This window comes from Bradyrhizobium algeriense, assembly GCF_003062295.1.
Lineage (GTDB): Bacteria > Pseudomonadota > Alphaproteobacteria > Rhizobiales > Xanthobacteraceae > Bradyrhizobium > Bradyrhizobium algeriense.
On the sequence record NZ_PYCN01000008.1, the window covers coordinates 191,158 to 205,639 of the forward strand.

General features: G+C 63.9%; 14 protein-coding genes and 1 pseudogene. 9 read left to right on the plus strand and 6 right to left on the minus strand.

What is annotated here, in order from left to right; genetic code table 11:
* The first annotated feature begins 164 nt into the window (after nucleotides 1-164).
* Complete coding sequence (locus C7G61_RS18225) at nucleotides 165-1,325, plus strand: hypothetical protein (protein ID WP_108516720.1); 1,161 nt, start codon at nucleotides 165-167, stop codon at nucleotides 1,323-1,325.
* Nucleotides 1,326-1,393: 68 nt separating this feature from the next.
* Nucleotides 1,394-2,146, plus strand: a complete 753-nt coding sequence (locus C7G61_RS18230; RefSeq protein ID WP_108516935.1) for an alpha/beta fold hydrolase — start codon at nucleotides 1,394-1,396, stop codon at nucleotides 2,144-2,146.
* A 12-nt stretch (nucleotides 2,147-2,158) separates the two neighbouring features.
* Here the strand turns inward: C7G61_RS18230 and C7G61_RS18235 are convergent.
* A pseudogene (locus tag C7G61_RS18235) lies at nucleotides 2,159-3,514 on the minus strand (hypothetical protein); the annotation flags it as partial.
* Nucleotides 3,515-3,720: 206 nt separating this feature from the next.
* Here C7G61_RS18235 and cysE point away from each other — a divergent pair.
* Both cysE and C7G61_RS18245 read left to right on the plus strand, forming a co-directional pair.
* Nucleotides 3,721-4,548 carry a serine O-acetyltransferase gene (cysE, locus tag C7G61_RS18240; RefSeq protein WP_108516723.1) on the plus strand — a complete coding sequence of 276 codons (828 nt, stop codon included), beginning with the start codon at nucleotides 3,721-3,723 and terminating at the stop codon, nucleotides 4,546-4,548.
* A gap of 107 nt (nucleotides 4,549-4,655) precedes the next feature.
* Entirely contained in the window at nucleotides 4,656-4,874 is a 219-nt protein-coding gene (locus C7G61_RS18245) for a DUF3126 family protein (RefSeq protein ID WP_025590201.1), read from the plus strand.
* Nucleotides 4,875-4,993: 119 nt separating this feature from the next.
* Here the strand turns inward: C7G61_RS18245 and C7G61_RS18250 are convergent, their stop codons facing one another.
* A complete protein-coding gene (locus C7G61_RS18250; protein WP_420836769.1) occupies nucleotides 4,994-5,761 on the minus strand; it encodes a hypothetical protein in 768 nt (255 codons plus the stop codon).
* A 166-nt stretch (nucleotides 5,762-5,927) separates the two neighbouring features.
* On the opposite strand from C7G61_RS18250, the gene C7G61_RS18255 reads away from it, so the two are divergent.
* Together C7G61_RS18255 and C7G61_RS18260 are read left to right on the plus strand one after the other, a co-directional pair.
* Entirely contained in the window at nucleotides 5,928-6,257 is a 330-nt protein-coding gene (locus tag C7G61_RS18255; protein ID WP_108516726.1) for a DUF6949 family protein, read from the plus strand.
* Between the two features lie 175 nt (nucleotides 6,258-6,432).
* Entirely contained in the window at nucleotides 6,433-6,963 is a 531-nt protein-coding gene (locus C7G61_RS18260; protein ID WP_108516728.1) for a gamma carbonic anhydrase family protein, read from the plus strand.
* Between the two features lie 22 nt (nucleotides 6,964-6,985).
* Here C7G61_RS18260 and C7G61_RS44695 read toward each other — a convergent pair whose 3' ends face one another.
* The 4 genes from C7G61_RS44695 to C7G61_RS47230 all read right to left on the minus strand — a co-directional run bounded on the left by C7G61_RS44695 (nucleotide 6,986) and on the right by C7G61_RS47230 (nucleotide 8,515).
* Complete coding sequence (locus tag C7G61_RS44695) at nucleotides 6,986-7,153, minus strand: hypothetical protein (protein WP_190241865.1); 168 nt, start codon at nucleotides 7,151-7,153, stop codon at nucleotides 6,986-6,988.
* Nucleotides 7,150-7,377, minus strand: coding sequence for a hypothetical protein (locus tag C7G61_RS18265; RefSeq protein WP_108516731.1), 228 nt, complete (start codon nucleotides 7,375-7,377; stop codon nucleotides 7,150-7,152). Before C7G61_RS18265 ends, C7G61_RS44695 begins: the two co-directional genes overlap by 4 nt.
* Nucleotides 7,365-7,919, minus strand: coding sequence for a hypothetical protein (locus C7G61_RS44700; RefSeq protein ID WP_190241866.1), 555 nt, complete (start codon nucleotides 7,917-7,919; stop codon nucleotides 7,365-7,367). Before C7G61_RS44700 ends, C7G61_RS18265 begins: the two co-directional genes overlap by 13 nt.
* Before the next feature lie 197 nt (nucleotides 7,920-8,116).
* Nucleotides 8,117-8,515 carry a prolipoprotein diacylglyceryl transferase gene (locus C7G61_RS47230; protein WP_338026090.1) on the minus strand — a complete coding sequence of 133 codons (399 nt, stop codon included), beginning with the start codon at nucleotides 8,513-8,515 and terminating at the stop codon, nucleotides 8,117-8,119.
* A 12-nt stretch (nucleotides 8,516-8,527) separates the two neighbouring features.
* Here C7G61_RS47230 and C7G61_RS47235 point away from each other — a divergent pair, with 12 nt between their 5' ends.
* The 3 genes from C7G61_RS47235 to C7G61_RS18280 all read left to right on the plus strand — a co-directional run bounded on the left by C7G61_RS47235 (nucleotide 8,528) and on the right by C7G61_RS18280 (nucleotide 14,431).
* Nucleotides 8,528-8,710, plus strand: coding sequence for a hypothetical protein (locus C7G61_RS47235; protein ID WP_338026091.1), 183 nt, complete (start codon nucleotides 8,528-8,530; stop codon nucleotides 8,708-8,710).
* 136 nt (nucleotides 8,711-8,846) lie between these two features.
* On the plus strand, nucleotides 8,847-9,200 hold the full coding sequence (locus C7G61_RS44705; RefSeq protein WP_190241868.1) for a hypothetical protein: 354 nt from the start codon (nucleotides 8,847-8,849) through the stop codon (nucleotides 9,198-9,200).
* A gap of 239 nt (nucleotides 9,201-9,439) precedes the next feature.
* Entirely contained in the window at nucleotides 9,440-14,431 is a 4,992-nt protein-coding gene (locus C7G61_RS18280) for a beta strand repeat-containing protein (protein ID WP_190241869.1), read from the plus strand.
* The last annotated feature ends 51 nt before the right edge of the window (nucleotides 14,432-14,482 follow it).

Consider the following 14,482-nt stretch of genomic DNA (forward strand, 5'->3'; position numbering starts at 1 on the left):
TAGAGCCGATTCTTGGAGCCGATTCGGGAGGTCCCGCCGCACATCTGCTCATGCAAATTCGACACAATCTTGTCGTGGGAGAAAAGCCCTTCTTTCGTCGGGGCAGTTGTGTCTTAAAAACGGCATACCATCTTGAGAAAGACGAAAACATTGGGCTTTTTGGGATGAGGCGGTTGCGGGTCGGTTCGACGCTGGCAGGGGCGTTAGGGCGCATGGCGCTCAGCGTGGCGGTGTGCGCGGCGCTGTGGCCGCACGCCCGAGAGGCCACAGCCATTCTGGCGGCGCAGGACGACCCTGCGGTGCTGTCCGATATCCACATCAATTCGGCCCTGCGGAGCAATCAGTCGTTGGTCGCCGACCATATCGAGGCGGCGCTCGCGGAGGGTGATTCCGATCTCGCCAACAGTTTCGTCGAACTCGCCCGCGACAAGGGCATTCTCGTCAGCGACAAACTGTCGAAGCGCGTCAGCGACGCCGTTACCGACGCGGGTTCGGCTTCGCATTTTGCCAAGCGCTTTGCCACCGGTCTGGTGACCGGTAGGACCGACGACGTCGCGAGCCTGTCGGGCACGGTCGCCGGCGATCTCTTCGTGTACGGCGATATCAGGGACGTCGTGCGCGAGGGCAAGCATCTGGCGACGGGCGAGGACGTGGACCGGCTGGTGCTGGGCCTGGCGACGGTAGGGCTCGCAGTGACCGCCGCGACCTACGTGTCTGTCGGCGGCGTCGGCCCGGTGCGCGCCGGCCTCAGCATGGTCAAGGGAGCCCGCAAGGTCGGACGGCTGGGCGAGGGGCTGACGCAATGGGCCGGGCGTTCGGTGCGCGAGGTCGTCGATGCGCCCGTCCTGCAACAGGCGGTCGCGAAGGGCTCGGTGCTGCGGCCGGGCGAGACCATTACCGCGATCAAGGCGGCGTTCCGTGCCGAGAAGGCCGGTGCGCTGGTGCGGCTGGCGAAAGACGTCGGACGCGTCGGCGAAAAGATCGGCACGCGCGGGGCGCTCGATACGCTGCGCATCGCGCAAGGGCCGAAAGACGTCGCGCGTGCCGCACGGCTTGCCGAATCCAAGGGCGGCCAGACCCGCGCGATTCTGAAAGTGCTCGGCCGCGGCGCGCTGCTGCTGGCGACCGGCGCCTTCAATCTGACGATGTGGCTGTTCGGTGCGCTGTTGGCGCTGTTCGGTTTTCTGTCGTCGATCAAGGCGACCACCGAGCGGGCCACCGAAGCGTGGCTGCGTCGCAAGAAGGCGCGGCGATTGAGACGGCAGGCGGCGGCAGCATGCTCGCCGTCCGGCCCGGCTCTGGCGGGCGCTGTCGCGCAAGGCTAGACTTCGAAGGCTAGACTTGCAGTCATTGCAAGATCGCCCATTCCGATCCCCAAAACATGGAACTGATGATGCCGAGTTTTCACAACGGCGCTGTCGAAATTGCCTATCTCGACGAAGGCGAGGGCGATCCGATCGTTCTCGTGCATGGCTTCGCCTCCAGCAAGAACGTCAATTGGGTCTATCCGACCTGGGTTTCCGATCTGAGGAAAGACGGCCGCCGCGTGATCGCGCTCGACAATCGCGGCCACGGCGATTCCGAAAAGCTGTACGATTCCGCTGATTACGAAATTGCGATCATGGCAAGCGACGTCGTCGCGCTGCTGGATCATCTGGGAATCGAACGCGCCGACATCATGGGCTATTCGCTGGGATCGCGAATGACGGCGATCCTGGCGCGCGAGCAGCCGCAGCGGCTGCGCTCGGCGATCCTCGGCGGCATCGGGATCGGGCTGATCGAGGGCGGCGGCCCCGGTGAGAACGTGGCCATAGCGCTGGAGGCGCCGTCGCTGGAGGACGTCACCGACCCGGTCGGGCGGACGTTTCGCGCTTTCGCCGACCAGACCCGCTCCGACCGCCGCGCGCTTGCGGCCTGCCTGCGCGGTTCGCGGCGGCTGATGACATCGGAGGAGGCCGCCGGGATCGGCGTGCCGGTCCTGATCGCGGTCGGCACCAGGGACGAGATCGCGGGCTCAGCCGCGGCGCTCAGGAAAATCATTCCGGGCGCCGAGGTGCTCGACATTCCGAACCGCGATCACATGCGCGCCGTCGGCGACAAGGTCTACAAGGTCGGCGTCACCGACTTCCTGTCGCGGCGGCAATGAGCGCTCGCGCGCGTCACCGGTGAAATGCCGGATCGCCGCGATCAGAACCACCGTGGTCGCAAGCCATGCCATGCGCACGCCGTAACGATCGTGCGGGCCTGATATCACGGCACAGATGAACGCGTTGCCGAGCACGGCGAGCGTGACCGTTCCGGCGAGCAAGGTGAGATCGTCGAGCGGCCGGCGCAGCACGCCGTGGCCGAACAGGATCGCGGCCAGCAGCATCGAGGCCAGCGCGACGGGAACGTGAATCCGGTTGATTGCGGTGAAATCGAAATGCCAGCGCTGCTGCTGCGCCGCGCGCATCGGCTTCACCTGCGCGGGAAGAAAGCGCTCGACGATGCCGTAGGTATGGCCGAGCCAGCCATTGGTGCCTTCGCCGGTTCCTGCCTGGACCAGTTGCTGCACCGTGGCCGTCAGCGCCGCCTTGGCCTGCCAGGCTGGATACTCCGCGAGCGAATGCAACACGATAAAGCTCATCTCGTCGTTCAGTCCCTGAAAGCGGCCGAGCGTGTTGAACATGCTGCTGCCCCATAGGAACTGGTCGGCGGTGGCGGGCAGTTGATCGCGATAGGGGCAGAGCTTGAAATTCTGCTTCGGACAATGATCGCGCAAGTACTGAGCGACGATCCCATCCTGCAGCATCCGTCCGAAGGCGACGCCGTAACCGCCGGGCGTCCACGCCAGCTTTCCGGAAAATGCGAAATTGGTCGACAGTAATAACGCAGCTCCAGCGACGATGGTGAGGCTGCCCTGCGTCAATCCGGAAACGGAAATCCGCCCGCGCAGAAAGGGACGCGCGATCCAGCCGAGGCAGCACAGGCCCAGCAGCACCGCGAGCGTTGCACTGTGCGTCGCGGCGGCGAAAGCGGTGAGACCGAACAGCAGGCATTTTTCCGGGATCGATGTCCGCTCGCCATGCGCTACCAGCATGAAGAGCGCCAGCACCGACAGGCCGGCGAAAATGTCGGTCAGCAGCGTGCTGGCGAGCCACGGCAGCGAGGTGGTCAGGACCAGCACGAGGCTCATGGCCAGCAGCCGCAACGGCTGGGACTGGCCGAGCACGCGCAGCGTCAACTGCAGGATCCACAACGTCGCCAGCGCGTTGAACCCGAGGTTGATCCAGAAGCTCGAATCCTCGCCGAAATGGAGATAGAGGCCGAACGTCGTGGAGCGGCTTGGCACCAGATAGCCTTCATACCACCGCGCCAGGTAGCCGCCGGTATCCCACTGGAGCAGGGGATAGCCATTCCACAGGGCGGGGGCCAGCAACATCAACGGGATGGCGATGGCGGCGATCCAGGCCGACCGCGAATCCGCAGCGGTCCGCGCCCGCAATATCTGCGTGCTGGTGTGGCTTTCCCCCATCAGGGCAGCATCTGCCGAATGACGGGTCCGCCGAAATTCACCAATAGTCGGACGCCGGCCGGCTTGATTTCCCGAAATCGCTGACCACCTTGAACTGACCCCAGGGGGCATTCGGCGGGGGTTTACTTTGCCGAAGCCTGCCGGGGACAGAAGTCCGCCCGCCGTGCTATAATAGCAACCAAACCAGTGAATTTGCGAGAGCAATCATGGCAGTGCATCAGGTCAATCCGCAATCATCGAAGCTCGCCGCGCTCGATCCGATCTGGGATCGCGTCCGGGGCGAGGCGGAGGACATCGTCCGCCGCGAGCCCGAACTGGCGTCCTTCATCTATTCGACCGTGCTGCATCACGAGCGCCTGGAAGATTCGGTGGTGCATCGCCTCGCCGAGCGGCTCGATCATTCGGCGCTGTCGGGCGACTTGATCCGCCAGACCTTTGACGAGGCGCTGCGCGACGAACCCGATATCGGCAACGCGTTCCGCGCCGACCTGGTCGCAGTCTACGACCGCGATCCCGCAACCTCGCGCTTCATCGATCCGTTGCTCTACTTCAAGGGTTTTCACGCGCTGCAGACACACAGGCTGGCGCACTGGCTCTATCAAAAGGGCCGCAAGGATTTCGCCTACTATCTGCAGAGCCGCTCGTCGGCGGTGTTTCAGACCGACATCAACCCCGCCGCAAGAATCGGCCGCGGTATTTTCCTCGATCACGCGACCGGCTTCGTCTGCGGCGAGACTGCCGTGATCGACGACGACGTTTCGATCCTGCACGGCGTCACGCTCGGCGGTACCGGCAAGGAGAACGAGGACCGTCATCCGAAGATCAGGCGCGGCGTGCTGATCGGGGCGGGCGCGAAGATTCTCGGAAATATCGAGATCGGTCATTGCGCGCGCATCGCCGCGGGCTCGGTGGTGGTCAAGCCGGTGCCACACAACGTCACGGTGGCCGGTGTCCCCGCCAAGATCGTCGGCGAGGCCGGCTGTGCGGAGCCGTCGCGCACCATGGATCAGATGCTCGGCGCGATCGGGCTTTGATTTTCCACACTTTCTCGCAGCCGTATTTGTGAAGTTACGGCTGGTAGTCTGCGCCGTCTCGTCCTAAAAACCTCCCGGAAATTCAAAGAATCCGATTGGAGACCGCCGTGGACGTTCAGGAAGTCAGGAAGCTCGACGCCTATCTCAAGCGCGTATTCGGCAATCCCAAGATCCGCGTCGTGCCGCGGCCGAAAAAGGACGACTCTGCCGAAGTCTATATCGGCGAGGAGTTCATCGGCGTGCTGTTCGTCGATGACGAGGACGATGATCGCTCGTTCCAGTTTCAGATGGCGATCCTCGAGGAAGATCTGGCCGACGTCGGATAGAGCGCGCATTCGCGCCTCAACGTGGGCAAAGCGTAGCGTGCCCACCATTTCGAAGCGCGATCGGTGATAGATGGTGGGCACGTCGCTAACGCTCCTTTGCCCACCCTACGAGTCCGCGGCTAGCCCTTCGGTCCCTGCATCTGCGCCGTCAGCCGCTCCATCGCATTTGCAACGTCGCGCCATTGCGGCAGCCAGCTGCGCGGAAAGCGGAACGTCAGATCGGCGCCGTCGACGCGGCGCTCGCTCAGGCACATGCCGGGCGTCTGGCCGTCGCGCGAGCAGCGCGCATTGAGGCTCGGCGTAGCGGCGGAGAACAGGTCCTCATTGGCGTAAGGCGAGCCGTCGCGAAAAGTGCGCATCGTCAATCCGTCTTCCACCAGCGTGGAAGCCTGCTCGAGATAGCGCGGATAGATCGTGCGGACCCGCGCGTCCGGCGCCAGCGTATCGTGGTGGGCCGATATCGACAGGAAGATCCGGTCGATCGGCTGTACCTTTTCTTCGATCGTATCGGCGCTGACGTGCTTCGGCGCATCCGGCGGTTCCAGCGACGGGAAGACGAAACTGAGATCGACCCGCTCCTGCGGCCCGGAGTGGCGCTGGATCTTCCGGCGGATCGCCGCTGTCGGCACGTTGAAGAGCGTGGCGCCGACGCTGACCGGCAACCGACCGGGGGCGCTGGCAGGGCGCGCCACCCAGGTCGGCCACAGCAAATAGGCGACCAGCGCAACGGCGCTCGCAGCAATGGTTACCGCGACCATGATCAGGATCATGTGCGAGCGCGGGTCCCTGCGGGTGTCGCGGGCAATGTGCTGGGCCGTCGAAAGCAAGGTCATGAACGAAGCATAGGTCGAGGAAGAGCCAGGCGAATCATCCCGCGAATATGCCATGGAGCGAGTGATTTCCTCATGATTTCGCGGGAGTCCGGCCCCCGACAGCCATGCGCAAACGAGGTCCCTGCGGTTCGTTGTTAACCTTTCCTTAAGGATGCTGTGGCGGCCGCCGCCCAATTTTGCGAAAGCAGGGCGCGGTTTTCGAGTAGGGGAAGTTGCCACCATGTCGCCCGATGCGTTGAATTCCCTGTTCTCCCTTTTCATCGGCTTCGCGTTCGCGGGCGCGCTCACCAGCGGCTATCAGGCGATGGCGGCGCGGCCGGCGGGATTCGGGCTGCTTGGCGAAGGCGTGGCGCCGAAGACCTTTGCGGCCGTGCCGTTTCTGGTTTTCGCCGCACCCTTCATCATCATGCGCAACACGTTGCGCGGTGCGAAGATCGAGCGCCGCCGCTTCGAATTCGTGATGATGGCGACCGTGCTTTCAGGCTTCTGGAGCTTGATGTCCGGCACGTTTTTCCTGATGACGCTGCGTGCCACCGGCGTGCTGGCCTGAGGCTTCAGGCCCGCTCGCTTGATCCCGCGCCAGCGGCTGTGCCAAGGTCTCCGCTAGAGCCATTTCCGTTCTGATTGAATCAGAACGGAGCTCTAGCCTTTTGTTTTGACGCGTTTTCTTCACGCGAACCGGGAGCCACTTCGCTCGAAAACGCTCTGACGGAGACCTTTTTGCTATGGCGATCTACGAACTCGACGGACAGGGGCCTGAACTCCCTGGAGACGGAAACTATTTCATCGCAGATACCGCCGTCGTGATCGGCAAGGTGCGCCTTCTGAATTCGGCCAGCGTGTGGTTCGGCGCGGTGCTGCGCGGCGACAATGAGTGGATCGAGATCGGCGAAGGCTCCAACGTGCAGGACAATTCCACCTGCCACACCGACCGCGGCTTTCCACTGACGATCGGCAAGAACTGCACCGTCGGCCACAATGTCATCCTGCACGGCTGCACGCTCGAGGACGACGCGCTGGTCGGGATGGGCTCGATCGTGATGAACGGCGCTCGCATCCGTCGCGGCAGCATTGTCGGCGCGGGATCGGTCATCACCGAAGGCAAGGAATATCCCGAATATTCCCTGATCATCGGCTCGCCCGCGCGCGTGGTCCGCACGTTGACGCCGGAGCAGGTGACGGCGATGGGAAGTGCTGCGAAATTCTACGCGCTCAACGGTCCGCGCTTCAAAAACGGATTGAAGAAAATCGGCTGACGACGCCGGCCTGCTTTCCGGTTCAGGTGCCTTCGCCTTCCTTTGCCGCGCGGGCGCCGGCGACTTTTTCATGGCCGGCGGCCCAGAGCGCATGCTCGTCGCTGCCATCCTGATACGGATTGGCTTCCGCCGGGAGTTTCTGGCGTGCGGCGTTCTGGCCTTGCTCGAAAGGGTCCGGGTCGGAATTCATGATGGCGCCTTTCCGGTTTTCGATCTTGTCGTCTTCGGCGTCGCGTCCTTGGAAAGCCTCGCACTCTTTCGTAGCGCATCCTTGAGATCGATGGGAATGCCGTGCTTCTTGAGCAGGTCGGCAAAGGCTTCGTCGGCCAGTTCCTGAAACGTCCCCATTCGATCGCGTGCAAGCTGGGTGAGCTTGTCGAGCGTGTCGTCGTCGAAGGCGATCAATTTGCGCAAGCGTGACCACTCCGGGCATCGAGCGGATGTGAATGAATGATCGGGCGGCGGAATCGTTCCGGCAGGAACAAGGGCCGGGGGCCGTCGTTGCTCCGAAAAAGGAGATTTCCGATGAAGCTGGTATCTGCAGCCGCCTCAGTTGCGGTAATCACAATCCTGATATCCCCGCTGGCTTCGTTTGCCCAGAGCACAGGCGGATCCGCGGGCGGATCGTCCGCCGGGAGCAGCAGCGGTAGCGCCGCCGGCTCGCCGAGCGCGGGCTCTGCCGGTGCCGGTTCGCAAGGCATCAGCGGCGTTCCTCCCGGGCCCGCCGCACCCGGAGGCCTTAACAATGCCGGTGAAGATCCAAGCGGCGCGGCGAACACGTCCAGGCGCGCGTCTCCACCTCCGCCTGGGACCAACACCGCCGGCACGGCGCAGTCGTCTGGCGGCGGCGCCAACACTGGCAGCGGCGTAACCACGGGATCGGGAAGATCGGAAAAGGACGTCGACACCGCAATCTCCGAAGAGAACAAGATGATCGATCGCAAGGTGAAGAGCATTTGTCGCGGCTGCTGATCTTCCGGAGCGCGGGTCGCGCAGATGTGAGCAAAATTGCCCAGCCGTCTCAGAGAACCCGTCCTAAGGTTGGTGCGGGATCTGTGAGGATCCGACGCCGAGAGCGTTGAGCCTTCGAACTCAAGATCACGGAGGATGTGTCATGTTGCGCAAAATGATGGTCGCCTTTTTCGTGACCGCCTCAGTCGCCATGCTGGCCCCGGATACAGCTTCGGCCCGTTTTGGTGGCGGTGGCGGTGGCGGTGGCGGTTTCCGTGGCGGCGGGATGGGAATGGGTGGCGGCGGTTTCCGCGGCGGCGGGATGGGAATGGGTGGCGGCGGTTTCCGCGGCGGCGCGATCGGAATCGGTGGCGGCGGCTTCCGCGGTGGCGGGGTCGGAATAGGTGGCGCGGGCTTCCGCGGTGGCGGGATTGGAGTGGGCGGAGCTGGCTTCCGCACTGCCGCGATCGGAGGACCTGGCTTCCGTGCTGCCGCGATTGGCGGCGGTTTCCGTTCGGCCGCTTTGCCAGCAGCCGGATTTCGCGGCGGCGACTTCGCCGTCAACCGCTTCCGCGGCGGCTTCCATCCCGGATTCCGGCATCGCAGATTTCCGGTGGTAGCGGTCGGCCTTGGCCTGGGCTACGGGCTCTACGGACCCTACGGCTACTACAACGACTATGATTACGGCTACTATGACGATTCCTATTATTACGGCGATAACGGCTGCTACATCGTTCGCCGGAGTGTGCTTACTCCATATGGCTGGCGCATTCGGCCCGTTCAGGTATGCGGCTGACCTGGGACGTCCGGTCGCATGACGGGAGCAAAATAGGCAAAGTCAACTCCGAGAACTCGTTCTAGACTTTACCCGGGATCTGCGAGGATCCGACGCCCGAAAGCGTCGAGCACTTCGAGGGCGAGATCACAGCGGCATGAATAGCGCGACCTCGGTGTTTTCATCACCGAGGCCGTGGTTTTTATTCCGTTTGCTGATGCGCCGTTTGCATCTGATCAGGGATGTTGAACATGCTCACAGCCCCGGCAATGACGTTGCTATTTCTGATTATCGTGATTTGTCTGGGTGCGGCCTTCGTCTGGATGTTCTGGGAAATCGAGCAGAGAATGTCCAGGCCGCATCGGGTGCCCAAGCCATACCGCAAGAGCGATCACGTCGGATAGGCGGTCGCGACAGCGTCGTGCGCTATCGCGTACTGCGCGCGATGCTTGGCGTTTGCCGTCACCTGCCATCATTCGCAATTTTCCGAAAAATTGCGACTATTAGTTGATGCATCCTTAGATGATCGCATGGAACTTTGCCGCCCGCGCATCGAACCTTCGCATGTCTGGCAAAGAATTTGTGGAGGCGGGAAACTTGTAGTGCCGCGACCTGTCGCGGATGGTGGCTCGATTGATCGTCTCATCCACGTCAGGTCTCTCGTCGGCCCTCAAATCGTGCTCACGAGAGTTTCGAACTTCCGTCAGCTTGATCGCGCTGTTGTGGGGCCTGGGTTGCGCGCAGCCAGCGATGGCGCAATCGCTGCCGACCGGCGGAACGGTGGCGAGCGGAAACGTTGCGATCGGTTCGACTTCGCCGACCAGCCTCACGATCAGCCAATCGAGCCGCACCGGCATCGTCAACTGGTCGAGCTTTTCAATCGGGCAAGGCCACCAGGTTCAGTTCAATAACGGCAGCGGCGCGACGCTCAACCGCGTGACCGGCAATGTGCCGTCGTCGATCAACGGCGTCCTGTCGGCGACCGGCTCGGTCTACCTCGTCAATCCGTCGGGAGTGGTCGTGGGGCCGAGCGGCGTGATCAATACCGGCGGCAGCTTCGTGGCCTCGACGCTCGATGTGAAGGATGCGGAGTTCCGCACCGGAGGATCGCTGACCTTCAGCGGCAACAGCAACGCCTCGGTGGTGAATCTCGGCAAGATTGGCGCGTCGAACGGCGACGTCGTCCTGATCGCGCGCCAGGTCCGCAACGACGGCTCGCTGACGGCGCGCAACGGCACCGCCGCGATGGCCTCCGGCAGCGAGGTGGTGCTGAGCGACGGCTCGCTCGGCAATGGCAAGGTGCTGGTGCGGCGTCCGGCGCAGGATGGCGCGATCCGCAACAGCGGCGCCATCCGCGCCGCCGAAGTGGAACTGCGCGCCAATGGCGGCAACATCTATGCGCTCGCCGGCAACACCGGGCGGGCCATCACGGCAACCGGCGTCGCCAGCAGAGGCGGACGAATTTTTCTCACGGCCGAGGGCGGTTCGGTCAATGTGACGCAGAAAGTCGTGGCGCGGCGCGTGCAAGCTAACGCGGCGCGGGGCTCGTTCAGCGGCGGCGACGTCGTCGTCAGCGGCAACAAGGTCGTGGTCGGCGGCACGATCAAGGCGAAGGGCGACGGCGGCGCCGGCGGCACTGTCGTGGTGACGGGCACGGACATCACCCTGACTTCGGGCGCTACGATCGATGCCAGCGGGACATCGGGCGGCACCGTGCTGATTGGCGGCGACCGGGCCGGTGGATCGGACGCCGCGCTCAAGTTTCTGCCGCAGACCATCGCCAATGCGCAGACCACGACGATCGAGGCGGGTGCGACGATCACGGCCGACGGCACGTCGGGCGCCGGCGGCAATGTGGTGGTGTGGTCCGACGGCACGACCTCGTTTGCCGGCGCCATCAGCACGCAGGGTGCGCGCGGCGGCTTCATCGAGACCTCGGGGCATGTGTTCAACTTCACCGGTGGCAGCGTCAATGCCGGCAAAGGCGGCGCATGGCTGCTCGATCCCGTGGATCTGACAATCGATGCGACGCTCGCCGGCACCATCGCTACCGCGCTCGACGCGGGCAGCAATGTCACCCAGCAGACGACCGCGACCGGCAGCGGCGGCAATGGTGACATCACGGTGGCAAGCGGCATCAACTGGTCGACCAGTGCGACGCTGACGCTCAGCGCCTATCGCAACATCGCGGTCAACGCCAACATCGCCAGCACTGGCGGCGGCGGTGTCGTGCTGGCCGCCGACAACGCCGGCACGGGGACAGGCACCGTGACGTTCGGCGGAGGGCAGATCTTGACGGCGGGAACGGTCTCGATTTTCTACAACCCGACCGGCAGCAGTTCGACCGTCAATGCCACCAAGTACTCGGCGGGGACACAGACGAATTTCAGCGGCAACGTCACGGGCGGCGCCACGCTCAAGACGCACATGCTGGTCAACACCGTCTATGACCTGCAGAACATGAAGAACAGCCTGGCCGGCACCTATGCGCTCGGCCGCGACATCGATGCCGGCATCACGTCCGGCTGGAACAGCGGCGCCGGGTTCGAGCCGATCGGCGCCGGGATCAGCTTCACCGGAAACTTGAACGGCCAGGGCCACACGATCTCCGGCCTCTTCATCAATCGGCCGGGTAGCCAAAATGTCGGGCTGATCAGCCACCTCGGCACCGGCGCCGCGGTGAGCAACGTCGGCGTCATCGGTGCGACCGTAACCGGCGGGACTGCTGTCGGCGCGATCGTCGGCTCGAACTACGGGGCGGTCACGAATGTCTATTCGAGCGGATCGGTCACCGCCACCAATGCCGGCGCCGGCGGTCTCGTCGGCTACAACTTTCAGACCGTGTCGAATGCCTATTCGAACAGCACTGTGAGCGGACCGCTCTACGTTGGCGGCGCTGTCGGGCTGAACAATATCGCCAGTCTCGGCGGCGGCATCTTCACCGCAGGCTCGATCTCACAGGTCTACGCGACGGGCGCCGTTACCGGCACGGGCGCCAGCCCGAGCGCTATCGGCGGGCTGGTCGGCTTCAACGGCAACTCCATCACGCAATCCTACTGGGACAGCTACACGAGCGGGCAGGCGTCCGGCATCGGCAGCGGTTCGGGCAGCGTGACGGCCGTGACCAGTGACCCGGCACTATCAGCCGCGGCCAACTACGCCTTCAAGCAGTTCGCCTATAGCGATTTCGATTTTACCGCCGGCAATACCTCCACCGGCTGGTTCTCGATCGATGGCCGGACCCGCCCGTTCGGCCAGTGGGAATATTCGACCAATATCGCGAACGCACATCAGCTTCAGCTTATGGCGATGGACCTCGGTGCGAGCTACACGCTCACATCCAATATCGATTTTTCGAGCGGCCTTGCCGTGGGAGGCAAGTATCCCGGCATGTGGTCGGCGAGCGGCTTCTCGCCGATCGGCGATTATTCCAACCACTTCGCGGGAAGCTTCGACGGCCAAGGCCGTGTGATCTCGAACCTGGCGATCGACCTGCCGTCGACTAACCATGTCGGACTTTTCGGATATGCCGGAGCCGGAGCTGCGCTGAGCAATGTCAGCTTGCAAGCCGCAACTGTTGCTGGGGCGGCGCGCGTCGGCATCCTGGTCGGCCTGTCGAGGGCGACCATCAGCAATGCCTCTGCGACCGGCACGGTCACGGCCGGTAGTTATGGCGGCGGACTGGCAGGCGAATCCTTGGGTAGCGTTGCCAGTAGCTGGGCGGCCGTCACGGTCGCCGGAACAACCACCACCAGTTCGTCCATGGGCGGCCTCGTCGGATGGAACAACACCGGCGGCACCATCCAGGACAGCTACGCGACCGGCAACGTGACGGCCGGCACCGGGAATACGCGCGCCGGCGGCCTCGCCGGTAACAACAACGGCAGCATCCTCAGGAGCTATGCCACTGGGGCAGTCAGCGGTGGCAGCCAGGGAGTCGGCGGCCTGGTCGGCTACAACAGCAGTACCACGCCGGCCGCAACCATCGTCGATTCCTATGCAACCGGAGCAGTGACCGCCACAGCTTTCGCGGGCGGACTGGTCGGCATCAATTCCGTGGGAGCTTCCGTCAGCAAGTCCTATGCGACTGGAGCGGTCACTGCCACGGCGACCGCCACCGCATCGACAGCCGGGGGACTGATCGGCAGCAACTCCGGAGCCGTCACTCAGTCCTATGCGACCGGGGCCGTCAACGCCACGTCCGCGCTCGTGGCTACAACGGTAGCGGCCGGCGGGTTGATCGGCACCAGCTCCGGCACGGGCACGGTCACACAGTCCTACGCAACCGGTGCCGTGGTCAGCGTGATCACGGTTTCCGGCACGTCAATTGCGGGTGGATTGATCGGCAGGAACGTCACCGGAGCCGGCGTGATGCAGTCCTACTCGACCGGTGCGGCCACCGCCACCGCCGCGGCCGGGACAGCAATGGCGGGCGGACTGATCGGCAGCCACAGCAGCACGGGCACGGTCACACAGACCTACGCGACCGGTGTTGCGACGAGTGCCTCGCCTTCCGGCACCGCAGTGGCCGGCGGCCTGATCGGATCGGCCACCGGCACCATCACGTCGTCATACTGGGACACCGATACGTCCGGGCGGACAAACGCCGTCGGCAGCGGCGCCAGCACCGGCATTGCGGGTCTCACCACCAGCCAGATGCAGAATCCGGCAAACTATGCGTCGACCTATGCGGGCTGGGATTTCTCCACCGTCTGGTCGGCGCCGAGCATCGGTTACTATCCGCAGCTCTACGGCGTCAATTACGTGCTGCGGGTCGCGCCGGACAGTGCATCGCGTGTCTATGGTGAAGCCAACCCCGCGTTCACCTATTCGATCTACGGCCTCCATGCCGGCGATACGGCCGGGATCATCACCGGCGTCTCGGTATCTACGGCGGCAACGACGGTATCGAATGTCGGCAGCTACGCGATCACCGCCACGGCCGCCGGTGCCGTTAGTGCCTCCGGCCAAGCCTATCGCTTCATCGATGCACCCGGCACATTGGCCGTCACGCCGCGTTCGATCACCGTAACGGCCGACGCCCAGAGCCGCGTCTATGGCGATACCAATCCGGCGTTCACCTATCAGGTCGGCGGCTCCGGCCTCGTCAATGCTGACACGCTGTCGGGCGCGCTGGCAACGTCAGCGACGACAACCGGCAATGTCGGCATCTACGGCATTACGCAGGGCACGCTCGGCTCGCCGAACTATACGATGTCGTCTTTTACCGGCGCCAGCCTGACGATCACGCCGCGCGCGATCACGGTGATTGCCGATGCGAAGAGCCGCGCCTATGGCGAAGCCAATCCTGCGCTGACCTATCAAGTCGGCGGCTCGGGTCTGGTCAATGGCGACACACTGTCAGGCGCGCTCGCGACATCGGCGACAATTTCCAGCGATGCCGGCGTCTACGGCATTACGCAGGGAACGCTCGGGGCCTCATTGAATTACGCCTTCGCCTTCGTTGGAGCGAACCTCACGGTTACGCCAGCGGCGGCCCCTCGCGTACCGACCGCAGAACTCGGAGCTTACGTGAAGTCGCGGATGGCTTTGCCCGCGCCGCAGCCGCCCGAGCAGATGCGCGAGCCCGTGAGCATCGAGCAATCGTCTCCGGTGATCATCTGCAAATCCAGGCAATGCCTTGAGCTTCCTCATCCGCACAATCGGCGGATTGGCGAACGCGCCAGATTCGTCGACACGATGATCGATCGCAATCGGCTGCCAGCCTTTGTCGACAATTGATGTTGAGTGCGTGCGTGAGGCCACCGCAAGCGGCCACACACATTCGAATCT